We start from the raw sequence: 22,887 nt of genomic DNA on the forward strand, positions 1-22,887 counted from the left end.
TCCGGAGCGAGGTATGGAGGACGGAATGTCTGCAACGGTTATCGCACATTGCGACTGGAGCATCGAAGCCAAGAAGCGGTGGATGTGCGTGGCGGTCCGCCAGGGCGAGACATGGGTGCTGTCGGCGCCGGAGCCTGTCGGCGACACGCGGAACCTCACACATCGACTGCGACAGCGGTCGCCAGACGCCGGGGTGCTGATGGGTTTCGACTTCCCGATCGGTCTTCCAGCCGCCTACGGCAGAGCTTTAGGAACCCTCGACTTCCGTTCCTTTTTGCGGTCGTTCGGGGAAGCACGCTTTGCGCGATGGTTCGACGTAGCGGAGCATCGCGACCAAATCACCATCGATCGACCGTTTTATCCCATGCGGCCTGGGGGCACGCAGCGGCAGCACCTTTTCGACGCTTTAGGGCTGAGCGGTAAGGATCTACTGCGCCGCTGCGAGCGGGCGACGCCGGATCGCGGCGACGCCTGCATGCTGTTCTGGACGCTCGGCGGTAATCAGGTAGGCAAGGCCGCCTTGACCGGCTGGCGCGAAATCATCCTCCCGAACCTCGGGGAGCTATCGCTATGGCCGTTCGACGGGCCGCTCCATGAGTTGATGATACCGGGTACCACTGTCGTCGCCGAGACCTATCCCGGCGACGTTTATGGCCAGCTTGGAATTCCCCGACGCCCTGTTTGGAGTAAGCGACAGCAAGACGGACGCCGGTCCGTCGCAAGACATCTGATGCGGTGGCTGGAGAACAGGCCACACGTCGATGGGCGCGAACTCCAAAGTCTGATCAGTGATGGCTTCGGAAACGGCAAGGACGGTGAGGACCGGTTCGACGCGACGGTCGGCCTACTCGGCATGATCGACGTCATCGATGGCCGACGGGGCGAAGGCGTACCGGAAGCAGATGACGTCAAAACGTGGGAAGGCTGGATCCTCGGTCAGCAGGCTTAAGTCTCCCGCAAGTTGATCTACCTTAGAACGAGCTGATGCAGGTCGCCGGCAACCTGAAACAAATTGCGCTCATTCGATTCGAACTTCCGGGCGAACGATTCGAAAGTCGAGGGCAACGTTTCCAAGCTCTGGGCAAACGTTTCGATCGTCCAGATTTCCGATTCACCAGAAATCGGAATGGTCGCACCTTGTGCGTCCGGCGCCGTCTACATAGCCGCGAGATTGCCGGCAACTTGTCTCGACGTGCCCGCAACCTAAAACAAATTGCGCTCATTCGATTCCAAACTCGAAAATTCCGATTCACAACACGATGATTCTGTTTCGGTGACAAACGCCTTGCGCCGTGCCGCCGGTCCTCTGACCATAAGAGTGCCATCAACGAAAACAGGGGAAAGATAACATGGCGCGACAGACCTTGGAGGAGCGCAACGCCAAGCAGAGGGAGCGGCAGCAGCGGCTGAGGGACCGGCATCGGGCCGAGCGGCGTCCGGATCGTGACGACGTCGCGCGGGCCATGCTGTTCTGGACGATCAGCAGCTATCTCGACCAGGGACGGCAGGACTGGATAGAAGAGCTGGCCGACGCCGTGGTTGGGGTTCTCGTCGACCAAGGTTTCGACGAGCGGGCAGCCGACGAAGTCTTCGATGATCTCGTCGATCGCTATGCCCGCGACGACCAGCCCTTTCGAAGTAAGCCGCACCTGCGGGGCTGATGATTTCTGGCCATCTGCTCTGCCTGATCACCAACTATTTGTGCAAACGGCGTTCACATTCGGGGACTTCGTCCCCCCGTTACTTCGTGAAACGCCGTTTGCAACTGAATCGTTTTTATGAAGCCATTCGTCCACGAAAACCCTTGGTTACCGGAGGTTAACTCCATTCGCATAGCTCGCGTGCCCCGCCTCTGCGGGAACGACCAACAACAGCTACGTGAATGGAAATGAACCAATTTTCTGCCAAAGCCTTTCAACGCAAGATCGATGCCTTCTGCCAACTGCGGCTGGCGCCGCTTTTCAAGGACGACGAACTTCCCCGGCTGAAGTGGTATTTGCACACGCTCATTCAGACGAGGAGACCGGCGCCAAGAACCAGCGGCAGGACGGACTGGCACGTTGTCGCGGCAGCCTGCGGCCTGAACACCAATCTGCTTGCGGGCAACGCGCGTCAGATCGATCCAGCCTTTGACGCCATTAGTCGGTGGATCCGGGACACGCGCCTCTTAGCCACGGCAGCAGAGCCCGAAGTCCGTCGAACACAAAAGACGCCGAGGACGAAGGCGGTGCCCAGAAGTCCGCGACCAGCTCGCCCACCCCAGAACCAGCTCAAACCAGCATCGGGCGCTACAGCAGCAAGTCCACGCACAGGTCTCGAATTCCCAGAACCGTTGTTCGACGTCAGGGAAGATCCGACGGACTTTTGCGAGGCTTTGCAGCTCCAGCTCCGGCGCCATGGCGAAACGTACTGGACGCTCCATCGTGCCATCACCGGTCCAGATGACGTCACAGACAAGAATACGCTTTTAAGCTGGGTCGAAGGCCGGAAAGTGCCGCGGAGTATCGAGAGTTTCGAGATCTTGTCACGGATCGAGCGACGGTACCGGCTTCCTACTGGCTACTTCAAAGCCAAGCTTCCACACCCTTCACGATCGGCGTCAGGGTTTGAGCTGTCCGGCATAGAGCCTGCCGAACGGCGTCGCATCGCCTGGCATCTGCCTGAGGATTTCAACACGCTGTCCTTCCAGAAAAGGGAGGAGATCGTCGATTGGGTAAGGCGGGTCATTATCAGCGGCACGACGGACTACCGGAAGTACCAGGCAGCCGCCGCCAAGCAGCGTTACGCCATCCGTTTCCCTGGCGTCTCCTATGGTGGGCGGGCGCCACGCGACGGTAAGATTGTAGTCCCTGCGAACTATGAGCAGACCTGGGTCGAGGATCCTGACTTGCTGTCAGGCGTGATAGAAGCGCCACCGTCACTCGCCATGGAAATGGCCGACCTCGTGCGCTTCAAAACGTCGGCTCTGACGTCGGTCGGCTTTCAGCGAAACGGGGTCTGGGGCGAAGAAACCGCCTCACAGAAGATCGAGCATCTCGGGCTGATGTTCGGTGCCCTTGCAGCAGCGAGAGATGGAGAGGTGAAGGGCTACGGGGTGCCGGTCCGGCAGTTGACGTTCGGGCTCCTCATTTTCCCCGGCGTCTGGGACTGGTATCTGCAGTGGCGGGAGACGCGCCGCGGCTTTTTCACTGCTTGGGAAGTCGACATGTTGCGGATCGCCTTGGCGATCACCAAGGAGGGGACCGGATGGCTTCGGCAGCATCCGGAGCTTCTGGCGCGGGCCCAGTCGATTGCCGGCCTCGTTTCGCAAAACGAGATCGACTATGCCAATGCGGACTGGCACGGTGCCTGCGACGACTTCCACAAGCATGCTGCCCACCGGGTCAAGGAAATCCAGCGGATCGCGCGCGTCCATCGCGATCCGTTCGAGCCGATCATGCCGGTCGTTGAGGCGGCAAGCCCCGTTGGCGAGTATCGCAAGATCACCGAAGAGATCATCCGCCTGATGCCGGATGAACATCGTTATCCTCGGCCGGCTGCCGAAGCGGTGCGATCATTTCTGATGCTGAGATTGGGATTGCATCTTGGGCTTCGCCAGAAGAACCTCCGGCAACTGATGCTCAATCCGAAAGGCTCGATGCCGCGCTCGGAACGCGCGCTGGAAAAGATGAAGCGGGGCGAAATCCGGTGGAGTGACCGGGAAGGTGGCTGGGAGGTCTTCATTCCTGCTGTCGCGTTCAAGAACGCACACTCGTCCTTCTTTGGCGACAAGCCGTTTCGGCTCGTGCTTCCGGACCTCCTGGATCTCTACAAGTACATTGACGCCTATGTCGACCGGCACCGCTCGGTGCTCTTACGGTCGGCCGCGGATCCCGGCACGTTCTTCGTCAAGACCGTCAAGACGACCAGCACAAACGCGGCCTATGACACGACCAGTTTCTACGAGGCCTGGCGTCACACGATCCAGCGCTACGGCATCTACAACCCCTATACCGGACGAGGCGCGATCAAGGGGCTGCTCCCGCACGGTCCCCATAATGTCCGTGACGTGCTGGCAACCCACATCCTGAAGCAGACTGGCTCCTATGAGCAGGCGAGCTACGCCATCCAGGACACAGCCGAAATGGTCGCCAAGCACTACGGGCGCTTCCTCCCGCAGGACAAGGCCGCACTTGCGGCACGTATCCTGAATCAGGTCTGGGAAGCCGCTTAATGGAGAAGGAGGCGTCGGAAATTATTTCCGGCGTCTCGAATCGTTTTTCGCTCCGCGCGCCCACGGCGGCGGCAGCCGTTTTTCAATCCATGGCAGTAGTTTGATCGGCTTCGGGTCGATGCCGGCGGTGATGATTGGATACTTGCTAAGAGCATCGCGCATCAATGGCAGACCAGCGGGGTTGGTGTAGCGCGTGTTGGTTTCACTTCCCTCGCTCAGGCGTCCAGAAATGTCATCGATAATCAGAGGCGGGACCCCCGCCTGAAGGAGGGTATCTGCCATGCCGTGGCGGAACGCGTGTAAAGCGCGCTCCCACATGTTCTCTCCGAGGCACTGTTTCATGATCGGGAGGAAGACGTCATAGAAGCGGTCGCCGGGATCGTTCAACGTCTTGTCGGAGAACAGTTCAGGGAACACGGCCTCATACCCCAGCTCCTGTAGCAATGCACAATAGTCCAGGAAACCCAGGCGAACCAGCTCGTCCGGCAGCGGCAAAGCGCGCGCTGATTGCACAGTCTTGAGCCGCCGGAACTTGTTTGTCCGGATGATGAGCACAAGACCATCATCGTCTTCGGCGATGTCGTCCAATGCAAGCCCTGCAAACTCGAGCCTGCGGGCACCGAGATAGGAAAACATAATAGGCAGGAAGTAAGCCGCGTCATGAAAGACGTGCGGTCCCGGCTTTTTGCGGCCTCGATCGTGGTTCAGCGAGCCAGTGTAGATCGGGCTTGAGAAAATCGGTTTGATCTCGTCGGGCTTCGGCTTGTGCTGTTGTGTACGAATAAGCCCGGCCTTAGGCTTTCTCGGCCTCAAACCCTGGAAAGTCCAATCGCCAACTTCGAACCCGCGAGCGCGGACATAGGTCAGAAAATGGTTGAGGTTCCCGATGTGTTTGCGGATGGTGGCTGCCTTGAGGCCCACCTTCGCCTTTTTGCCCTCCGCGTTGGCCCGCTCGCGTAGCCTCTCGCCCTCAGCGCGAAGCTCGGGCGCGGACATCGCCCTCATTCTGGCGCTTTTTCCCCAGTTAACGGGGATGTCGTTGAAGTGCTGGCGAAGCTCGCCGAGATGGTATTGCGTAATCTGCCCGGTATGTTCCACTTCGTGTTCTTCGAGCACGCCCATGAACATGCGAACGAGCGCACGAGCGTCACGTGCGGTCGTCTCATCCCAAGCGTCCTTCATGTTCTTGACGAGCCCTTCGCACGCAGATTCGAAATCCGCGACCGCAATGACGCGGCGGGGCTTTTCGTCAATTGGCTCACTGACAGCGACCTGCGGCGAGGAAGTGAGATCGAGCAGCCTCACCGGCGGCACAGCGGGCGCGGAGGGCCCGACAACATCTTCAGCGGGAACCGCGATCTCCAACGATGGCGGCGTCATTTTCAAGGGTGCGGCGTCCTCGATAAATGCAGGCTGTGGTGTCGAAGCCGGACCGCCGGTGAGTTCGCTCAGGTCACGATCGGCGAGAGGATGCCGTTCCGCGACATCGAAGAGCGCTTCCGCCCGCCCGCTGAAATAGGCCTTCATCGCCTTTTCCTCGTTGAGCGGGTGGGAACTGATTTCGAAGAGGTGCATCAATCTTCGAATGCCCTCCTTGAAGCCGCGCGAGTTCGCCTCTTGGAGGAGTTCGAGGTAGTTCGAGTTGATCGCAAAGACGTGGGAGGCGGGAACCCCGTTTTGCCTAAGGTAGGCTAAGCCGCGGCAATTGTCTTTCAACGTCAGGTGATGGGTGATGCCGAACATACCGAGCAGTCGAAAGGCCCATGCATTTTCCAGATCCATTTCCAGCTCTGAAATGTCGGCGGGACGGCCATAGCGCCGCGCCACCATCGAGACATCTTCCAGATGCATGAGCATCATGTCTCGCTCGTGTTCGCAAAGCTTTTGGAGCTGCACCTTGGACATGGGTTCCTTCTGGTTCAACTTCAGTTCGGCGACCAGCATGTTGAGCTTGCGGCCGATCGCCTGCGCTTTCTTATGATCAGAACAGTGAAGGCTCAATGAAAGCCGGCTGCCTGGTTGGCACTGCCCGAAGGCGTTGGGCACGCGCGCACGCCAATAGAAGATATTGCCGCGGCGGGTGAGATTCTCGACGTCGTGGCGGACCGCCATCAGGTTGATACCCTTGCCTGCCACCGGTGTTGCCGCCGCACATAATTCGCGTGGGCATCACCTGTGGGCTACAGTTCTGGGCATCAGGTCGCCAATGATGCCAAAACGATATCCGACACGACTGGAAAATCAAGGAATTAAGGGCTTTTAGGGAGAATTGGCTGGGGAACCTGGATTCGAACCAAGATTAACGGAGTCAGAGTCCGTCGTTCTACCGTTGAACTATTCCCCAGCAGGGTGCCGAAGCGCTTGGCTTGGCCGGTGTGCGGCGCTTATAAACAAAAGCAGGCGGATTGCAAATACCGATTTTCAAAAAAAATGCGTTTTTCGCCTTTGTTCTGAAGGCATCGCGAAATCGGGCTGAGAGACCGGAATCGGCGTCGAAATAGCCGGCGGGACGCTTTCGGGAAAAAGCCGTTGGCGAAAACGCCCGTCGCTGTTATCTTTGCACCAACGAAACAATCAGACACCAGCGGCATGCCTGCAAAAGGCCTTGCGCGGTGAGATGGACATAAACGTGATGGACCCCGATAGCGGCGCAAAGCCGCCTGAAGGCGGGGCGTCGGCGGCAGCGCATGTGGAGGGGAGATCCTCCCGGCGCAGAAAAGCGAAGCGACACGGCAAGCAACGTGAAGCGGCGCACGCCACAGGTGCAGGTTCGGCCGATTCGCCGAACCCTACCGGACGCCCTCATTCTCCCGAGCAGGATCAGCCGGCGCGCAAGCGTAAGCGGAGACGTTCGAAATCCGCGAGCAAGACTCCGGATGTGCCGAAGGCAGTTGTGAACGTTATCGATGCCGGCCAGAATGTTCGTCCGGCGGATGGTGAAAACGACCGGGATCCCGCTCAGAATCCAGGAAAATCCCGCAATCGGCGCAAGAAGAATCGCGGTGGGCGCGGCCTGCAGGGTCGTCCGCTGGCGCCATCCAAGACCTCGCCAGGCGTCGCCAAGGCTCCCGCTGCCGGATCAGGCCATCAGAAGGATGCTCGCGGCAAGACAAGTGACGCGCAGTCGGCGGAGGCCCGCGAGAAGCATGGCTATGTCAACGATCTCTATGCCGCGCTCGATCTCGGCACCAACAATTGCCGGCTGCTGATCGCCCAACCGACCCGTCCCGGCCAATTCCGGGTGGTGGATGCGTTTTCGCGCATCGTCCGGCTTGGCGAAGGTCTTGGCGCAAGCCGCCGCCTTTCGCAGGATGCGATGGACCGTGCCGTCGAAGCGCTGCGCATCTGCGCCACGAAACTTGCCCACAAGCCGATCAGGCGCATGCGGCTGATCGCCACCGAAGCCTGCCGTGCAGCCGAAAATGGCGAGGAGTTCCTTGCTCGCGTAACCGCCGAGACGGGGCTCATGCTGGAGATCATCGATCGCGAGACAGAGGCGCGGCTGGCCGTTTCCGGTTGTTCCTCGCTGGTCGGACGCGAGGCCCGCTCGGTCGTCCTTTTCGATATCGGCGGCGGCTCGTCGGAAATCGCCGTCATCCGCATCGGTGACAGCCGCTCCAGCCGGCTTGCCAACCACATCACCCACTGGACCTCGCTGCCGGTCGGCGTCGTCACGCTATCTGAGCGGCATGGCGGACGCGATGTCACGCCGGAAGTCTTTGCGGCCATGGTGGCGGAAGTCGAGGGCATGCTTGCCGGTTTCGATTGCCCGCCGCTCGGACCGTTGCGCCGCCAGGGGGCTGAGGACTTTCATCTAATCGGCACGTCGGGCACGGTCACCACGCTGGCCGGCGTACATCTGGATTTGCCGCGTTACGACCGGCGCAGGGTCGATGGTGTCTGGCTCTCGGATGATGAGGTCAGCGCCATGCAGGATAAACTGCTTTCCTGGGATTTCGCCGGCCGCGCCGCCAATCCCTGCATCGGGCCGGATCGCGCCGATCTGGTATTGGCCGGCTGTGCCATTCTCGAGGCGATCCGCAGGCGGTGGCCGAGCCAGCGCATGCGCGTGGCCGATCGCGGCCTGCGCGAAGGCCTGTTGACGGATATGATGGCCGATGACGGCGTGTGGCGTCGCGTACGCCAGCGTCGCAATCACAACACTGGCGGCCACGAAGAGGCGGGGACGAAACGATGACGAAACCCCCGATCGGCGGCAACCGCACCGGCCGTAAACTCACCCAGAAGGTTAAGAAGGGCAAGCTGAAGGCGTCGTCACGCCGCTGGCTCGAGCGCCATATCAACGATCCCTATGTGCAGCGTGCCAAGCTGGAAGGTTATCGCGCCCGCGCGGCCTTCAAGCTTCTGGAAATCGACGAGAAGCATCAGATCCTGAAGGGTGCGCGCCGCATCATCGATCTGGGTGCGGCACCGGGCAGCTGGTCGCAGATTGCCGCCAAGGTGACGGATTCGACCGACGAGGATATCCGCGTTGCGGCGATCGACTTTCTGGAAATGGCACCGCTTGCGGGCGTCAAGATCCTGCAGCTCGACTTCCTCGATCCGGATGCGCCGCGTCTGTTGATGGAGGCAATCGGCGGCACGCCGGATCTGGTGATTTCCGACATGGCGGCGCCGACCACCGGCCATCAGAAGACCGACCATCTGCGCACCATGCATCTCTGCGAAGTGGCGGCGCATTTCGCCGTCGAAGTGCTGGGCGAGGGCGGCCATTTCCTGGCCAAGACCTTCCAGGGCGGCACGGAGAAGGATCTTCTCAACTTGCTGAAGCTGAACTTCAAGCAGGTCGTCCATATCAAGCCCGGCTCTTCGCGTTCGGAATCGGTCGAGATGTTCCTGCTTGCCAAGCACTTCAAGGGCCGCCGTGTGCTGCCTGCCGGAGAGGTGGAACCGGAAGCCGAAATCGAAATCGACGAGCTGGACTGAGTTCTATTCGCCGGCTTCGGGCTGGATTCGGTTCCGGCGGTGGCCGGAGACCTCTGAGCCGGTCATCGGATCGAGCCTCAGCAGCGGAAACACCGACAGCAGCGACAGGCCGGCCACCAGGAAGAATGCCAGGTGGAAATCGGCAAGCTGAAGATGCGTGCCCGAAATCATCGACGATGCTTCCAGGATGAAGGCCGCGAAGGCAACGCCGAGCGCCAGGCTGATCTGTTGCAGCACGGAGGCGATCGAGGTTGCCTGGCTCGCCTGCTCGTCGCTGATATCCGAATAGCTGAGCGCATTCGAGCCGGTGAAGAAGAACGACCGCGCGAAGCCCGACATCAGCAGGAAGGCGACGATGAAGACATGCGGCGTTTCCGGCGTGAAGAAGCCGTTGGCGCCTGTCAGGATCGCGCCGGCGATGCCGGATACGATCAGCGTCACCTTGAAACCGGTCGCCGCGAAGACACGGCGGGCGACAAATTTCACAATCAGCGCCCCGAGCGCACCGGCAAAAGTGATCAGGCCCGATTGGAACGGGTTGAGGCCGAAGCCGAGCTGCAGCATCAGCGGCATCAGGAAGGGGATGGCGCCGGTCGAGACGCGAAACAGCGTGCCGCTGTTGCTCGCCGCCCGGAAAGCATCGTTCTGAAAGAGCCTCAGGTTCAGGATCGGCGCCGGATGGTTGCGGGCGTGGATGACATAAGCGATGGCGGCGGCGATGCCGACTGCTGTCGCGGAAATGCCCATCGCCGGCGGCAGTGCCGGCAGGCCGATCACCGACAGGCCGAAGACCGTGCCGGCGGCGGTGACGGATGTCAGGAAGAAACCCCACCAGTCGATTGCGGGCGGATTGGTCGTCTCGACCTCCGGCAGGAAGATGGTGGACAGCCAGATGCCGAGCACACCGACGGGCACGTTGATCAGGAAAATCCAGTGCCAGCTGAAATAGGTGGTGATGAAACCGCCGATCGGCGGGCCGGTGAGCGGGCCGATCAATGCAGGAATGGTCAAAAGCGCCATGGCCGACACCAGTTCGCTGCGCGGTGTGGTGCGCAGCAGAACGAGACGCCCGACCGGCGTCATCATCGCGCCGCCCATGCCCTGCAGGAAGCGTGAAATGACGAATTGCAGCAGATTGCCGGAGAAGGCGCAGCAGATCGAGCCGATCACGAAAACCAGGATTGCGATCCGGAAGATCTTCTTGGCGCCGAACCGGTCCGCCATCCACCCGCTGATCGGAATGAACATCGCCAGCGCCACCATGTAGGAGGTCAGCGCCAGCTTCAGCGTGATCGGCCCGACATTGAGGTCCGCGGCGATGGCCGGAAGCGCGGTGGCAATGACGGTGGAGTCCATCTGCTCCATGAAGAGAGCGACGGCGAGGATAAGCGGAACGATGCGATTCATCGGAAGAGAGCCTGCGATGCGCGGGATTTTGCGCGTCCTTAAACCTCTTGGCCGCATCTGCCAATTGCAGAATCTCACCTTTCGAGCATTTGGGTCACGTCTGCGTGAGATCGGATTTCCTTGTAACGCGCGGCGGTTATCTTGCCCGCACCGGACTCAACCAAGCGGGTCTGGCAACAAGATCTGGAGGGAGCTACATCATGACGTCATTCACGATCGGCCGGCGAGCGCTGCTCGGCACCGCGGGCCTTGGAATTATCGCAGCGCCTGCGATCATCAGCGGGCGGGCTGAAGCCCAGGAGACAAAGAACTTGGCCATCAATCGCGTCATCCCGCCGGACATCCACAAATTCAAGCTCGGCGGTTTTCAGGTTCTCGTCGTCAAGGATGGCGCTCGTCCGTCCGGCAATCCGGGTGAGACCTTCGGCACCAACCAGCCCGCTGACGCCGTCGGCAAACTCCTGACCGACAATTTCCTGCCGGCCACGGAATTCGTCAACAGCTTCTCGCCGACGCTGATCGATACCGGCAGCGACGTCATCCTGTTCGATACCGGTCTTGGCAAGGCAGGACGCGCCCAGGGGACGGGCCGCCTGATCGAAGGCCTGGCGGCCGCAGGCTACATGCCGGAAGACATCACCGCCGTCGTCATTACCCACATGCATGGCGACCATATCGGCGGTATCATGGAAGACGGCAAGCCGGCCTTCCCGAAGGCGCGTTATTTCGCCGGCGAGGCCGAATACAATTTCTGGACCGACGCCGCCCGTGCCGGCACGCCTGCCGAAGGCAACCAGAAGGGCGTGCTTGCCAGCGTCAAGCCGAATGCCGAAAAGACGACCTTCCTCAAGGAAGGCGGTTCCGTGGTTTCCGGCATCACCGCCATGCTGGCGCCCGGCCACACGCCCGGCCATATGGTCTTCAACATCGAATCCCAGGGCAAGCGGCTGATCCTGACGGCCGATGCGGCGAACCATTACATTCTGTCGCTGCAGCGTCCGGAATGGGAAGTCCGTTTCGACATGGACAAGGCGCAGGCCGCCGCGACCCGCAAGAAACTGTTCGACATGATCGCCACCGACAAGGTTGCCTTCCTCGGTTATCACATGCCGTTCCCGGCCGTGGGTTACGCCGAAAAGCAGCAGACCGGTTATCGTTTCGTGCCGAAGAGCTATCAGTTCGATCTCTGATCGAACGATTGCTGTGGAATACGAGCTATGCAAACCCGAGGGGACTGCCCTCGGGTTTTTTCTGTTCCCTTGGTGTCATTAACGTGTTACCAGCCCTCGCCAACTTCCAAGCAATTGTTGCCGGAGCGTCGGGACGTTTAGAGTCGTTCCTGAGCGTATCCCGCATTTTCTAGATCGAAGGAAATTGGCCATGGCACGCATCATTGAAACGGCAACCGGCGCAGATGCGCTCACCTTTGACGACGTGCTGCTGCAGCCCGGCCATTCTGAAGTCATGCCGGGCCAGACCAACATTGCCACCACCATCGCCCAGGACATCGACCTCAACCTGCCGATCCTTTCTGCAGCCATGGACACCGTGACGGAAAGCCGTCTGGCGATCGCCATGGCGCAGGCCGGCGGCATCGGCGTCATCCACCGCAACCTTACCCCTGTCGTCCAGGCCGAGCAGGTTCGTCAGGTCAAGAAGTTCGAAAGCGGCATGGTCGTCAATCCGGTCACGATCGGTCCGGATTCGACGCTTGCCGAAGCACTGTCGCTGATGAAGGGCCATGGCATTTCCGGTATCCCTGTCGTCGAAAACGGTGGTTCTGCCAGCAATATACCGGGCCGCCTCGTCGGCATCCTGACCAATCGCGACGTCCGCTTCGCCTCCGACCCGAACCAGCGCATCTACGAACTGATGACCCGCGAAAACCTGATCACGGTCAAGGAAAGCGTCGATCAGTCGGAAGCCAAGCGCCTTCTCCACAAGCACCGCATCGAGAAGCTGCTGGTGGTGGATGCCGAAGGCCGTTGCGTCGGCCTCATCACCGTCAAGGATATCGAGAAGTCGCAGCTTAACCCGAACGCCTCCAAGGATGCCCAGGGCCGCCTGCGCGCCGCTGCCGCCATCAGCGTCGGCGACGACGGTTTCGAGCGTGCCGAACGCCTGATCGAGGCCGGCGTCGATCTGCTGGTCGTCGATACCGCGCATGGCCATTCGCAGCGCGTTCTGGACGCCGTCACCCGCGTCAAGAAGCTTTCCAACCACGTACGCATCATGGCCGGCAACGTCGCCACTTATGACGGCACCAGGGCGCTGATCGATGCCGGTGCGGATGCCGTCAAGGTCGGTATCGGTCCGGGCTCGATCTGCACGACCCGCATCGTCGCCGGCGTCGGCGTGCCGCAGCTCGCTGCCATCATGTCGGCGGTCGAAGCTGCCCGCGCCCAGAACATCCCGGTCATCGCCGATGGCGGCATCAAGTTTTCCGGCGACCTGGCCAAGGCGATCGCCGCCGGTGCATCGGCCGTCATGGTCGGTTCGCTGCTGGCCGGCACGGACGAAAGCCCGGGCGAAGTTTACCTGCACCAGGGCCGTTCCTTCAAATCCTACCGCGGCATGGGCTCCGTCGGCGCCATGGCACGCGGCTCGGCTGATCGCTATTTCCAGGCGGAAGTGCGCGACACGCTGAAGCTCGTGCCGGAAGGTATCGAAGGTCAGGTTCCTTACAAGGGCTCGGTTTCCGGCGTGCTGCACCAGCTCGGCGGCGGCCTGAAGGCAGCCATGGGTTATGTCGGCGGCGCCGATCTCAAGGACTTCCAGGAGCGCGCCACTTTCGTGCGGATCTCCGGTGCCGGCCTGCGCGAAAGCCATGCACATGACGTGACGATCACCCGCGAGAGCCCGAACTATCCGGGTGCCGGCGTCTGATCAGACTATTTTTGGGTGGGCTGCGAAATTTGAGGCAACGCCTCCGCGGCCCTCTCAAAACTCATGGGTTTCTCTCGTATGATGTGTAGGCCGGCAAAACCGCCGGCCTATTTTCTTTTGGGGGTAATCATGAAGAAGTTTCTGGCTTGTGCTCTCCTGGGCGCCGCCTTTGTTACGCCTGTGCAGGCACAGACGGTTCGCGAAGGTGGCTACAATGTCGAAGGCACCAACCTCGACGGCTCGCCCTACAAGGGCACCGCGACGATCAAGCTGACCAGCGAAACCACCTGCGCCATCCAGTGGAAGACCGGAAGCACCACATCGGACGGTATCTGCATGCTCTACGGTGATAGTTTTGCCGCCGGTTACGTCCTCGGCAGTTCCGTCGGCCTGATCGTCTACAAGGTCAACGACGATGGCTCGCTCGAAGGCGCCTGGACAATCTCCGGCAAGAACGGCTCCGGCACCGAAAACCTGACCCCGCAATAATTCAGCCTTCCCGAATGCCCCTGGGGTGCTGTCGCATCAAATGGCGCCGGGATGCCGGCGCCATGTCATTTAAGATTGTCGATTGCCTCCGCCGGTTCTATGCATGTTCGCTAAACGAACAGGAGAACCGATGCCTCTTACCGATGCCACGCTCTGGCCGATGATTGCCCATGCGGCGCTCGTCTTCTTTCTCTATTGGCTCCTATCGCGCCGGCGCTTTGAGGCGGTGCGGGCCGGTAGCATCAAAGCCGGTGATTTTCGCGAAAACCGCCAGGAGCCGCCGGAAAGCCTGCTCGTCAACAATAATATCAAGAACCAGTTCGAACTGCCGGTCTTGTTCTATGCCGTCAGCCTGGCGCTCTATGCCTCGACTGCCGACAATTGGGGAACCGTCGCCCTCGGCTGGATCTTCGTCCTGTCGCGTTATGCGCATTCCTATATCCACCTCACCAGCAACCGCCTGCGTTATCGCCGCCCGGCCTTCATGATCGGCTTCTTTTCGCTGTTCCTGATGTGGGTCTGGCTGGCCGTCTGGATCGCGATGAGCTGATCCGGACTCGCCCAATCCGATAATTTTCACGAACAAGTGTTGGCTATCCGGCCAAAATCACTCGCTTTTTCATCTGCAAGTGGTGTGCGGTCGTTATAGGCTCCATCATCTGTCGACTGTTGGCAAAGAGGAGAGAGCCATGGACAACGAGACGCCGAAAATTACCCAGGCGATGATCAACGCCTATGACGAATATACGCATTTGTCACTGGACCGCCGCAAGTTCATGGAAAGGCTGACCCAGCTTGCGGGTTCCGGCGCCGCTGCCGCTGCGATCGCGCCGATGCTGGCCGCCAGTGGCGCCAAGGCCGACATCATTCCGGCCACCGACGACCGCCTGACCACCCAGGACGTCACCTATCCGGGTGCCAACGGCGTCACCATGAAGGGTTATCTCGCCAGGTCGAAAAGCGCTTCCGGCGCGCTCGGCGGCGTTCTCGTCATCCACGAGAACCGCGGCCTTAACAATCATATCAAGGATGTCGCCCGTCGCATCGCGCTGGAAGGCTTCAATGCGCTGGCCGTCGACTTCCTGTCGCCGAACGGCGGCACGCCGGCTGATGAAGAGCAGGCCCGCCAGATGTTCACCAATCTCGACGCGGCCGGCGTTGCCGCCAATGGCGAAGCGAGCCGCGCCTATCTCGCCGGCATCCAGGGTGCCAACGGCAAGGTCGGCGCGATCGGCTTCTGCTGGGGCGGCGGCACGGTCAACAACATCGCCGTGAAGTCCCCGAACCTCAATGCCGGCGTCGCCTATTACGGCGCCCAGCCTAAGGCGGAAGACGTGCCGTCGATCAAGGCACCGCTGATGCTGCATTACGGCGGCCTCGACGAACGCATCAATGCCGGCATCCCGGCTTTCAAGGAAGCGCTGGAAAAGAACGGCAAGACTTTCGAGATCTTCGTCTACGATGGCGCCAACCACGCCTTCAACAACGAAACCTCTGCGGCACGCTACGACAAGAAAGCCGCCGATCTCGCCTGGAGCCGGACCGTTGCGTTCTTCAAGAAGAACCTCGCGTAACTTTCGACTAGACGCAGAAACAGAAAAGCCGGGTCTATGCCCGGCTTTTTTTCGTTCCGATTATCCCGGCAGCAGCCTGTGTTCGCTCATCTTGAACCACGCCTTGGCGATTTTGCCGTTTTCCACCTCGTAGATGCAGACGACATCCACTTCTCCCTTTCCTTCCGGAAAGTTGCGGGTGATCGTTTCATGATCCACCACGGCATTGCCCACGACAATGCGCGTCAGAAGCTTGCCGAAGAGATCGGGCTCCTTGAAGCGTTCGACATGGCGCGCGCGGATTTCTGCCGCATTCCCTGCCAGAAGCGTGGAGGGGAAAGCGTAATACTGGCAGTCATCAGCCCACTAAGGCATGAACGCGTCGATATCGCGCGCATTGTAAGCCTCGAGCTGTTTCAGCACAGGCAGCTCGATCGGATCTTTCACAGACAAAGCCTCACCACCCCGGCATGACGGAACCCGCAGCGCGAGCACGCGGCATCCGCTGGAACTGCTTGACCTCGCCGCTGTCCAGATCGTCCGGGATTGCGGCCGGTGAAATGTTATCGAGGCACGCGGTGATGTGGTCGGTGATGGCGTTCATCAACGAGGGCGACAGGCCCGGCCGCTTCATCAGGCCGATCTGTACAGGCGGCAGGGGCGGGAAGCCGTCCGCGGCCGTCAGCACCTTCATGCCGGTGCGCAACGCCGATTCCGGCAGGACCGAGACGGCCATGCCGGCCAGCACGGCGGCCGCCACCACGGTCGAGGACCAGCTGGTAAACAGGACCTGATATTCGCGCCCGTCTGCGTCCAGCGCCGAACAGGCAAGCTGCCGCCACAGGCAATCGCGGCGGCCGACGGCGAGCGGTACCGGTGCGTCGTCCTTCAGCGGATGGTTGGCGGAGGCGACCCAGCAGAGCGGCTCGGTGCGCACCACGTCGGAAATCCGCTGGCGCGGGTTATGGGTGACGAGCGCGATATCGAGTTCGCCGCGCGCCATCTTTTCCGCCAGGCTCACCGATGGTTCGCAGACGATATAGAGCTCGACATTCGGATGCGTCTTGGCGAAGCGGCCGATGATTTCCGGCATGTAGCGGTCGGCATAGTCGTCCGGCGTACCGATGCGGATCGTGCCTTCCAGACGATTGTCGTCGAAGGCGGCGATCGCCTCGTTGTTCAGCCGGATGATACGGCGGGCATAGTTCAGAAGCTTCTCGCCCTCGGCGGTCAGCCGGTTGCCGCGGCCATCCTTGGCGAAGAGCTGCTTGCCGATGCGTTCCTCGAGCCGGCGCATCTGCATCGAGACGGCGGACTGCGTCTTGAACACCCGGTCGGCAGCCTTGGTAAAGCTGCCGGCATCCACGATAGCAATAAAGGTATGCAATTGGTCGATGTCGAGCGGAGCAGACATGAGGGATCATCCATCAGAGGGTTTGATGATAATCATTAGAAACATTCGTTGGACTGATCAATAGGATTTCCGCATAACAGGATCACAAATCAAGAACGTCGGGCGGCCTTCTCCCTGAGGCGCCCAGATTAGGCAACTCTTCCGCAGGACCTCGCGGAAGGGAAAGCCTTACCCGTGCCTGCGAAAGGATAGTCCCATGAGCACGACCGAATGCGGAACTGAACTCGACCTCGTTCACGAAAGGCGCGGTCCCGAAGGCCGTCTGGCCATCGTGATGCAGCGAACGAAATCCGTATGGCGTGCCTTTCGCAATCGTCTGGCGGCCAATAGCCTCTATGATCTCGACGACAGCCAGCTCAACGATATCGGCATCACACGGCATGATGTGGTGATCGCGCTCGACCGTTCCGGCCTTCTCGACGATCCGTCACGGCTTCTTGCCGGCGCCGCCCGCCAGAATTCGCGCTCGCGCTTCATGGCGATGGCTCGAGGCTAGTTGTATACAGTTTTCCCCGCAGGGTGATAGCCAATAGCCCTGCTCCTTGCCCGGCCGGTAGACCCGCGCCGGGCTTTTTTATTGCGATCTTGCGGGATGCCTGAGAGAGCTACTTGCCTGAAGACGTTGGATTGCCGCCGTTGCGCATCGTCTCGAAGATCGCTTCCATATTTTTCTGGTAGGTCTTCTGCACGTCGAGACCGCTGTCGAACATGCTGTTGAGCATGTCGCGATAGGCATTCGGCTCGATGGACGGGGCTGTCTTTTCGGCAGGCTTTTCCGGCTCGGTCGGCTTTCCGGCAAAGTTGCCGGCCATCATGTCTTGAAACGTTTTGGCAAACGGGTTGAAGGAGAAGGGATCGGCGGTTGAAGCCGGCTGCGGCTGTTCCGGCTTTTCGAGACCCCACATGGAGCGCATCGCCTGAGTGAATGGATTGTCGAACGGATTTGTGGCCGGCTGCGGCTTGGCCTTCAGGCCCATGGCTTCCAGCCATTGCTGGGACATCTGGCCCATCGGCGAGGAAGCGAAGGCGTCGTTGGCGGAAGACATCTGGCCGGTCATCTGCTTGAAAAGGCCGCCCATCACCGCATCGGCCATGACAGGCATCATCTTCTTGAAGACTTCCTGACCGATGCCGGTAAACTGTTCCGCCTGCTGGGCGATGGCGCGCGACACGTCCTTGGAGCCGAACAGCTTTTCCAGAACCGCATTGCCGTCCTGCACGCCCTGTGGCGTAAAGGCTTTGCTCATGTCCTCGAAATATTTGGCATAGGAGCCGGAGAACATGCTGCCCATCAGCTGGGTGAGATCGTAGGGATTGGCGCTCGAGCGTTTGAAGCCGGAGGAGAAGGCGGGCATCAGCGCCGCCATAGCCTGCGTCGCCTGTTCCTGGGCCAGATTGAACTGCTTGGCGATCGCCTCCATGCCTGCGCCGTTCTGAGCTCTGAGCATCATGTCGAACAGTGGCAGCATGGAGAATCCTTTCCGGCCCGGTTGTGACGGCTACTATAACCGGAAAGCGCTGGACGGAAACAGCTTTTTGGAACTGGGCGTCACGGCGGCAGTTATCGGGAAGGCGGCGAGCTTTCTTCGTCCCGAACCGGCAGGAGCACGATGTCGATGATCAGGAAATTCCCGGCGCTCTTTGCCGCGCTCATCCTTGCCGGCTGCACCACATCCATGGCCTCGTCTGGAAGCGGCGGCGCGCCGCAGCCGCTGAAACGGATCGATGCCGCACGCTTCTATTCCGGCACATGGCTGGAAGTCGCCCGTCGTCCGATGCTGATCACCAATGGCTGCGTTGCCGGCACGACAAGTTATGGCGGCGCGAAAGGAACCTCGGTGGCCGTCAAGGATGCTTGCCGCGACGGCAATCCGGGTGGCCGCGAAAAATCGATCACCGGCGACGGCACCATCATAGACATGAAGACCAATGCCAAGCTGCGGGTTCGTTACAATGCTTTCGCCACCCGCGAATACTGGATCATCGATCGTGCCGCCGATTACAGCTGGTTCATCGAGGCGAGCCCGGATTTCCGGGATCTCTATATCTTCACGCGCAAAGTGCCGTCGAAACGGCTGCTCGATAAGCTCGTGGCCCGTGCCGCAGCCCTCGGCTACGACACCAGCAAGCTGGAATTCCCCGAGCAGCCGCCACGTTGAGCAGCGTCGGGTTGATCAATACTGGTAATCCTCGAAAACCGGCTCGACGGAGCCGTTCCAGCGACCGTTGAACAGCGCCAGCATGTCTTCCGCCATCGTCGCCTTCTTGGCCAGAACCTCTTCCAGCGGCTGAAGGAAGATGCTCTCATCCTGGCCTTCGCCGTTCAGGCGGTTGCGGGACCTGAGGCCGGCCTTGGAAATTCCCACGATTTCGCGGGAAACGTCGAGAACCGAACGGCCCTTGATATCGGCCTGAAGTCCCTTGGCCGGCACGGCATTGCGCATCGCCACCACGTCTTCGAAGGTCCAGTCGGCGGTCAGTGCCTCGGCATCGGCAAGCGCGGTATCGTCGTAAAGCAGGCCGACCCAGAAGGCCGGCAGCGCACAGATGCGGCGCCACGGGCCGCCATCGGCGCCGCGCATTTCCAGGAATTTCTTCAGGCGGACATCCGGGAAAAGCGTGGAAAGGTGGTTGATCCAGTCGCCCATCGTGGGCTCCCACTCGGCAATGACGCCCTTCAGCGCGCCATTCATGAACTGGCGGAAGGTGATGGTCGTACAGTCGCGGTACTTGCCGTCACGGACGATGAAATACATCGGCACGTCGAGCGCCCATTCCGCATAGTCCTTGAATCCGAAATCCGGCTTGAAGACAAAGGGCAGAACACCACCGCGCTGGTTGTCGGTATCGCGCCAGATATCGCCGCGCCAGGACAGAAGCCCGTTCGGCTTGCCTTCGGTGAAAGGCGAGGAAGCGAAGAGGGCGGTTGCGATATACTGCAGCTTCATCGAAACGCGCATCTTGCGCGCCATGTCCTCTTCCGAGGAGAAGTCCAGGTTCACCTGGATCGTGCAGGTGCGATACATCATGTCGAGGCCCTGGGAACCGACCTTCGGCATGTAATCGGTCATGATCGCATAGCGGGATTTCGGCATGCGCGGCGTTTCGGTGAACGACCATTTCGGGCTGCCACCGATGCCGAGGAAGCGAATGCCCATCGGCTCTGCGATCTCTCTCAGCACAGCCAGATGGCGGTTCGATTCCTTGCAGGTCTCGTGGATCGTTTCCAGCGGTGCGCCGGACAGCTCGAACTGGCCGCCGGGCTCGATCGATATCGCGCCCATGCCGTGCTGTTCGCCAAGTCCGATAATGTTTTCACCGTCCAGGATCGGCTCCCAGCCGAGCTTTTCCTGCATGCCCTTCAGGAGCGCGGAAATGCTGGCATCGCCGAAATACGGAACCGGGCTGTTATCTGCCCGGAAAAAGGCGAATTTCTCGTGCTCCGTGCCAATACGGAACTTTTCGGGTGGCCGCGGGCCTTGTTCCAGATAAGCTGTAAGCTCGGACACCGAGGAAATCGGTGTCTGGTCGGTGGTATCACGAGCCATAGAAATTACCCTGTTGGAATGCCGGATCTGGACGCCAATTCGTTAAGAATTGCCCGGCTGCTTGAACCGATTTCATGTGCGGTGCAAGTGAATTTCTTTCAACGCACGATCAGAAAATCGGAGCGGGTGTGGCCAAACTGGCACGGCGACTTCAGCGCCAATCCCCGATCGCCGCCTGGATCACCGCAAGAGCCGCGACAGCTGCCGTATCCGCCCTCAATATCCTCGGTCCCAAGGGGATCGCCGTAACGAAGGGCAGGGACCGCAACCTTTGCCGCTCCTCGTCGGAAAATCCGCCTTCCGGTCCGACCAGCAGCGCAAGCTTGGTCTCCTTGATACCGGCAAGGACCGGCAGCGGGTTCTGCCCCTCATCGCCTTCATCACAAAAGATGATCCGCCGATCGGCCGGCCAATGATCGAGCAGGTCGCCGAGCTTCTTCGGTTGAGAAACCTCCGGAACGGCAAGAATGCCGCATTGCTCGGCGGCTTCGATGACGTTCGCCTGCAGCCGGTCCATGCTGGTGATCTTGCCCTGCACATGCTGGGTCATCACCGGCTGCAGCAGGCCTGCCCCCATTTCGACGGCCTTCTGGACCAGATAATCCAGCCGGCCGACTTTCAATGGCGCGAAAAGGTAATGCAGATCGGAAGGCAGGGGCTGCGGTCGCGTTTGCTCCACGGCTTCAAGCACGATCTTCTTGCGGCTGGGAAAAACGACGCGCGTCTTCCATTCGCCATCGCGGCCGTTGAAGACCAGCACCTCGGCGCCATCCTCCAGCCGAAGCACGTTGGCGAGATAGTTGAACTGTTCCGATGAAACCTCGTGCCTTGCAGCGGCACCGAGCGACATCTCGACAAACAGTCTCTGCATCCGGAAATTGGCGCGCATTGTATCTCTGCCTTAAACGAACAGGGCGAACATAATCGTAGCGATCAACGCCGCAAGAGCCGCTGCCGCCGGAAGAGTGATCATCCACGCCGCAATGATGCTGAGGAAATGCGAGCGCCGCACGAGATATCGCCGTTTCAATTCGTCGTCGTTGCGCTCGAATAGCTCGGCCGTATCCGGTTCTTTGCCGGCCCGCACCCGCATATATTCGTAGCGGCGCTTGGAATGGCGGGTGTACCACTCGCGAAAAAAGCCGACGCCGAACACCGCGCCGACCGCGACATGCGTCGAGGAAACCGGCAGGCCGCCCCAGGAGGCGACGATGACGGTGAGCGCGGTCGACAGCGATACGCAATAGGCGCGCATCGGATTGAGCTTGGTGATTTCCGCGCCGACGAGCTTCACGAGCTTCGGCCCGTAAAGCAGCAGGCCGAGCGAAATGCCGAGGCCGCCGATGATCAGTTCCCAGAGCGGCACATGCACGCTGCCGGTCATGCCGCGTTGTGCGGCCGAAACGATCGCCGCGAGCGGGCCGATCGCGTTCGATACGTCGTTGGCACCGTGCGCGAAGGACATCAGCGCGGCGGAAAACACCAGCGGAATGCGGAAGAGCTTGCGGAGCGACTGGTTGCGATTTTCCAGGCCTTCGGCCTGTTTGGCAATGACGGGGATGAGCAGCCGCCATGCGACGAAGCCGGTGGCCAGAGTGATGAGCGTGGCGACCGGTGCCGAGATATCCACCAGTTGGCCCAGCCCGACCAGCGCCAGAAAACCGGCAAAAGCGCCCGTCATCAGGCCGATCAGCACCGGCACCCATTTCTTCGCGGAGGCGATCTTGTCCTCGCGATAGATGATGGTTTCCTTGATGACGAAAAGGAAAGCCGCGGCAATCACGGCGCCCAGAACAGGCGAGATCACCCAGCTGACCGTAATGCCGGCGATCGTCGTCCAGTTGACGGCCGAAAGCCCGGCCGCCGCGATGCCTGCCCCCATCACCCCGCCGACGATCGAATGGGTGGTGGAAATCGGCGCTCCGAGCCATGTCGCGACATTGATCAGCACGGCGGCAGCCAGCAGAGCTGCCATCATCGCCCAGATCACCATGTCCGGGCTGCTAATCACGCCATCCTGCATGATGCCGTTGGCGATCGTGTTTGCGACACCTCGTCCGGCAATCACCGCGCCGGCGATCTCGAACACCGCCGCAAGCCCGAGGCCGAAGGTCATCGTCATGGCACGCGCGCCAACGGCGGCCCCGATATTGTTGGTGACGTCATTGGCGCCGATGTTCATCGCCATGTAGGCAGCAAGGCCCGAAGCCGCGATGACCACGACAGCGCCCGGCCGTCCCGTCACATAGGACGCCGCGAAGATCGCCACGAGGATGATGAAAAGCAGGGCGGCGCCAGGCGCCGCAAGCCCGCGGGCTGCCTGCCGGCCAGCTTCCTCCACCGAGGAAAACTTCTCCAAATCCTTGTCGAGCGTCGGCTTCGCCAGGCGCGGCCGTCTCTGGCCCATATCTCCATCCCTTGAAGGAAAAA

Annotated in this window: 20 protein-coding genes and 1 tRNA gene; 13 read left to right on the forward strand and 8 right to left on the reverse strand. The window is 60.7% G+C overall.

What is annotated here, in order from left to right; all coding sequences use genetic code 11:
• Nucleotides 1–25: 25 nt before the first annotated feature.
• From KX729_RS05215 to KX729_RS05225, 3 genes are all read left to right on the forward strand, one after another.
• Nucleotides 26–949, forward strand: a complete 924-nt coding sequence (locus tag KX729_RS05215) for a DUF429 domain-containing protein (protein WP_219741383.1) — start codon at nucleotides 26–28, stop codon at nucleotides 947–949.
• Between the two features lie 400 nt (nucleotides 950–1,349).
• Nucleotides 1,350–1,661: a hypothetical protein gene (locus tag KX729_RS05220; protein WP_219741384.1), complete on the forward strand. Its 312-nt coding sequence runs from the start codon at nucleotides 1,350–1,352 to the stop codon at nucleotides 1,659–1,661.
• Nucleotides 1,662–1,882: 221 nt separating this feature from the next.
• Nucleotides 1,883–4,213, forward strand: coding sequence for a hypothetical protein (locus KX729_RS05225; protein WP_219741385.1), 2,331 nt, complete (start codon nucleotides 1,883–1,885; stop codon nucleotides 4,211–4,213).
• A 21-nt stretch (nucleotides 4,214–4,234) separates the two neighbouring features.
• On the opposite strand, the gene KX729_RS05230 is transcribed toward KX729_RS05225, so the two are convergent.
• Nucleotides 4,235–6,349 carry an integrase gene (locus tag KX729_RS05230; RefSeq protein WP_312990548.1) on the reverse strand — a complete coding sequence of 705 codons (2,115 nt, stop codon included), beginning with the start codon at nucleotides 6,347–6,349 and terminating at the stop codon, nucleotides 4,235–4,237.
• A gap of 134 nt (nucleotides 6,350–6,483) precedes the next feature.
• Nucleotides 6,484–6,557: transfer RNA gene (locus KX729_RS05235), tRNA-Gln, on the reverse strand.
• A gap of 273 nt (nucleotides 6,558–6,830) precedes the next feature.
• On the opposite strand from KX729_RS05235, the gene KX729_RS05240 reads away from it, so the two are divergent.
• Both KX729_RS05240 and KX729_RS05245 read left to right on the forward strand, forming a co-directional pair.
• A complete protein-coding gene (locus KX729_RS05240) occupies nucleotides 6,831–8,411 on the forward strand; it encodes a Ppx/GppA phosphatase family protein (RefSeq protein ID WP_246617420.1) in 1,581 nt (526 codons plus the stop codon).
• The gene (locus KX729_RS05245; RefSeq protein WP_219741387.1) at nucleotides 8,408–9,160 is read left to right on the forward strand and encodes an RlmE family RNA methyltransferase; all 753 of its coding nucleotides are present in this window, start codon (nucleotides 8,408–8,410) and stop codon (nucleotides 9,158–9,160) included. Before KX729_RS05240 ends, KX729_RS05245 begins: the two co-directional genes overlap by 4 nt.
• Before the next feature lie 3 nt (nucleotides 9,161–9,163).
• Here the strand turns inward: KX729_RS05245 and KX729_RS05250 are convergent, their stop codons facing one another.
• Nucleotides 9,164–10,567 (reverse strand): DHA2 family efflux MFS transporter permease subunit, encoded by a 1,404-nt coding sequence (locus tag KX729_RS05250; protein WP_219741388.1) that lies wholly within the window; start codon nucleotides 10,565–10,567, stop codon nucleotides 9,164–9,166.
• Nucleotides 10,568–10,767: 200 nt separating this feature from the next.
• Here KX729_RS05250 and KX729_RS05255 point away from each other — a divergent pair, with 200 nt between their 5' ends.
• The 6 genes from KX729_RS05255 to KX729_RS34520 all read left to right on the forward strand — a co-directional run bounded on the left by KX729_RS05255 (nucleotide 10,768) and on the right by KX729_RS34520 (nucleotide 15,969).
• On the forward strand, nucleotides 10,768–11,757 hold the full coding sequence (locus KX729_RS05255; protein WP_219741389.1) for an MBL fold metallo-hydrolase: 990 nt from the start codon (nucleotides 10,768–10,770) through the stop codon (nucleotides 11,755–11,757).
• A 190-nt stretch (nucleotides 11,758–11,947) separates the two neighbouring features.
• On the forward strand, nucleotides 11,948–13,453 hold the full coding sequence (gene guaB, locus KX729_RS05260) for an IMP dehydrogenase (protein WP_219741390.1): 1,506 nt from the start codon (nucleotides 11,948–11,950) through the stop codon (nucleotides 13,451–13,453).
• A gap of 129 nt (nucleotides 13,454–13,582) precedes the next feature.
• A complete protein-coding gene (locus KX729_RS05265) occupies nucleotides 13,583–13,942 on the forward strand; it encodes a hypothetical protein (protein ID WP_246617421.1) in 360 nt (119 codons plus the stop codon).
• A gap of 130 nt (nucleotides 13,943–14,072) precedes the next feature.
• Entirely contained in the window at nucleotides 14,073–14,492 is a 420-nt protein-coding gene (locus KX729_RS05270; RefSeq protein ID WP_219741391.1) for an MAPEG family protein, read from the forward strand.
• 139 nt (nucleotides 14,493–14,631) lie between these two features.
• A complete protein-coding gene (locus KX729_RS05275; RefSeq protein ID WP_219741392.1) occupies nucleotides 14,632–15,516 on the forward strand; it encodes a dienelactone hydrolase family protein in 885 nt (294 codons plus the stop codon).
• 36 nt (nucleotides 15,517–15,552) lie between these two features.
• Nucleotides 15,553–15,969, forward strand: coding sequence for a hypothetical protein (locus KX729_RS34520; protein ID WP_219741393.1), 417 nt, complete (start codon nucleotides 15,553–15,555; stop codon nucleotides 15,967–15,969).
• On the opposite strand, the gene KX729_RS05285 is transcribed toward KX729_RS34520, so the two are convergent.
• Entirely contained in the window at nucleotides 15,953–16,909 is a 957-nt protein-coding gene (locus KX729_RS05285) for a LysR substrate-binding domain-containing protein (RefSeq protein ID WP_219741394.1), read from the reverse strand. The genes KX729_RS34520 and KX729_RS05285 overlap by 17 nt on opposite strands.
• A gap of 196 nt (nucleotides 16,910–17,105) precedes the next feature.
• Here KX729_RS05285 and KX729_RS05290 point away from each other — a divergent pair, with 196 nt between their 5' ends.
• A complete protein-coding gene (locus KX729_RS05290) occupies nucleotides 17,106–17,405 on the forward strand; it encodes a YjiS-like domain-containing protein (RefSeq protein ID WP_219741395.1) in 300 nt (99 codons plus the stop codon).
• 109 nt (nucleotides 17,406–17,514) lie between these two features.
• Here KX729_RS05290 and KX729_RS05295 read toward each other — a convergent pair whose 3' ends face one another.
• Nucleotides 17,515–18,378 (reverse strand): DUF937 domain-containing protein, encoded by an 864-nt coding sequence (locus KX729_RS05295; RefSeq protein WP_219741396.1) that lies wholly within the window; start codon nucleotides 18,376–18,378, stop codon nucleotides 17,515–17,517.
• A gap of 147 nt (nucleotides 18,379–18,525) precedes the next feature.
• Between KX729_RS05295 and KX729_RS05300 the strand changes: the two genes are divergently transcribed.
• The gene (locus tag KX729_RS05300; RefSeq protein WP_219741397.1) at nucleotides 18,526–19,068 is read left to right on the forward strand and encodes a lipocalin family protein; all 543 of its coding nucleotides are present in this window, start codon (nucleotides 18,526–18,528) and stop codon (nucleotides 19,066–19,068) included.
• Between the two features lie 15 nt (nucleotides 19,069–19,083).
• Here KX729_RS05300 and KX729_RS05305 read toward each other — a convergent pair whose 3' ends face one another.
• The 3 genes from KX729_RS05305 to KX729_RS05315 all read right to left on the reverse strand — a co-directional run bounded on the left by KX729_RS05305 (nucleotide 19,084) and on the right by KX729_RS05315 (nucleotide 22,864).
• Nucleotides 19,084–20,457, reverse strand: coding sequence for a glutamate--cysteine ligase (locus KX729_RS05305; protein ID WP_219741398.1), 1,374 nt, complete (start codon nucleotides 20,455–20,457; stop codon nucleotides 19,084–19,086).
• 151 nt (nucleotides 20,458–20,608) lie between these two features.
• Nucleotides 20,609–21,346 (reverse strand): 16S rRNA (uracil(1498)-N(3))-methyltransferase, encoded by a 738-nt coding sequence (locus KX729_RS05310; RefSeq protein WP_219741399.1) that lies wholly within the window; start codon nucleotides 21,344–21,346, stop codon nucleotides 20,609–20,611.
• A gap of 12 nt (nucleotides 21,347–21,358) precedes the next feature.
• Nucleotides 21,359–22,864 carry an inorganic phosphate transporter gene (locus KX729_RS05315; RefSeq protein ID WP_219741400.1) on the reverse strand — a complete coding sequence of 502 codons (1,506 nt, stop codon included), beginning with the start codon at nucleotides 22,862–22,864 and terminating at the stop codon, nucleotides 21,359–21,361.
• Nucleotides 22,865–22,887: the final 23 nt, after the last annotated feature.

This window comes from Neorhizobium populisoli (genome assembly GCF_019430945.1).
Lineage (GTDB): Bacteria > Pseudomonadota > Alphaproteobacteria > Rhizobiales > Rhizobiaceae > Neorhizobium > Neorhizobium populisoli.

Coding starts and splice junctions, on each gene's coding strand:
- KX729_RS05215 (WP_219741383.1), top strand. CDS start 26: ATGTCTGCAACGGTTATCGCACATTGCGACTGGAGCATCGAAGCCAAG.
- KX729_RS05220 (WP_219741384.1), top strand. CDS start 1,350: ATGGCGCGACAGACCTTGGAGGAGCGCAACGCCAAGCAGAGGGAGCGG.
- KX729_RS05225 (WP_219741385.1), top strand. CDS start 1,883: ATGGAAATGAACCAATTTTCTGCCAAAGCCTTTCAACGCAAGATCGAT.
- KX729_RS05240 (WP_246617420.1), top strand. CDS start 6,831: ATGGACATAAACGTGATGGACCCCGATAGCGGCGCAAAGCCGCCTGAA.
- KX729_RS05245 (WP_219741387.1), top strand. CDS start 8,408: ATGACGAAACCCCCGATCGGCGGCAACCGCACCGGCCGTAAACTCACC.
- KX729_RS05250 (WP_219741388.1), bottom strand. CDS start 10,567: ATGAATCGCATCGTTCCGCTTATCCTCGCCGTCGCTCTCTTCATGGAG.
- KX729_RS05255 (WP_219741389.1), top strand. CDS start 10,768: ATGACGTCATTCACGATCGGCCGGCGAGCGCTGCTCGGCACCGCGGGC.
- guaB (WP_219741390.1), top strand. CDS start 11,948: ATGGCACGCATCATTGAAACGGCAACCGGCGCAGATGCGCTCACCTTT.
- KX729_RS05265 (WP_246617421.1), top strand. CDS start 13,583: ATGAAGAAGTTTCTGGCTTGTGCTCTCCTGGGCGCCGCCTTTGTTACG.
- KX729_RS05270 (WP_219741391.1), top strand. CDS start 14,073: ATGCCTCTTACCGATGCCACGCTCTGGCCGATGATTGCCCATGCGGCG.
- KX729_RS05275 (WP_219741392.1), top strand. CDS start 14,632: ATGGACAACGAGACGCCGAAAATTACCCAGGCGATGATCAACGCCTAT.
- KX729_RS34520 (WP_219741393.1), top strand. CDS start 15,553: ATGCCCGGCTTTTTTTCGTTCCGATTATCCCGGCAGCAGCCTGTGTTC.
- KX729_RS05285 (WP_219741394.1), bottom strand. CDS start 16,909: ATGTCTGCTCCGCTCGACATCGACCAATTGCATACCTTTATTGCTATC.
- KX729_RS05290 (WP_219741395.1), top strand. CDS start 17,106: ATGAGCACGACCGAATGCGGAACTGAACTCGACCTCGTTCACGAAAGG.
- KX729_RS05295 (WP_219741396.1), bottom strand. CDS start 18,378: ATGCTGCCACTGTTCGACATGATGCTCAGAGCTCAGAACGGCGCAGGC.
- KX729_RS05300 (WP_219741397.1), top strand. CDS start 18,526: ATGATCAGGAAATTCCCGGCGCTCTTTGCCGCGCTCATCCTTGCCGGC.
- KX729_RS05305 (WP_219741398.1), bottom strand. CDS start 20,457: ATGGCTCGTGATACCACCGACCAGACACCGATTTCCTCGGTGTCCGAG.
- KX729_RS05310 (WP_219741399.1), bottom strand. CDS start 21,346: ATGCGCGCCAATTTCCGGATGCAGAGACTGTTTGTCGAGATGTCGCTC.
- KX729_RS05315 (WP_219741400.1), bottom strand. CDS start 22,864: ATGGGCCAGAGACGGCCGCGCCTGGCGAAGCCGACGCTCGACAAGGAT.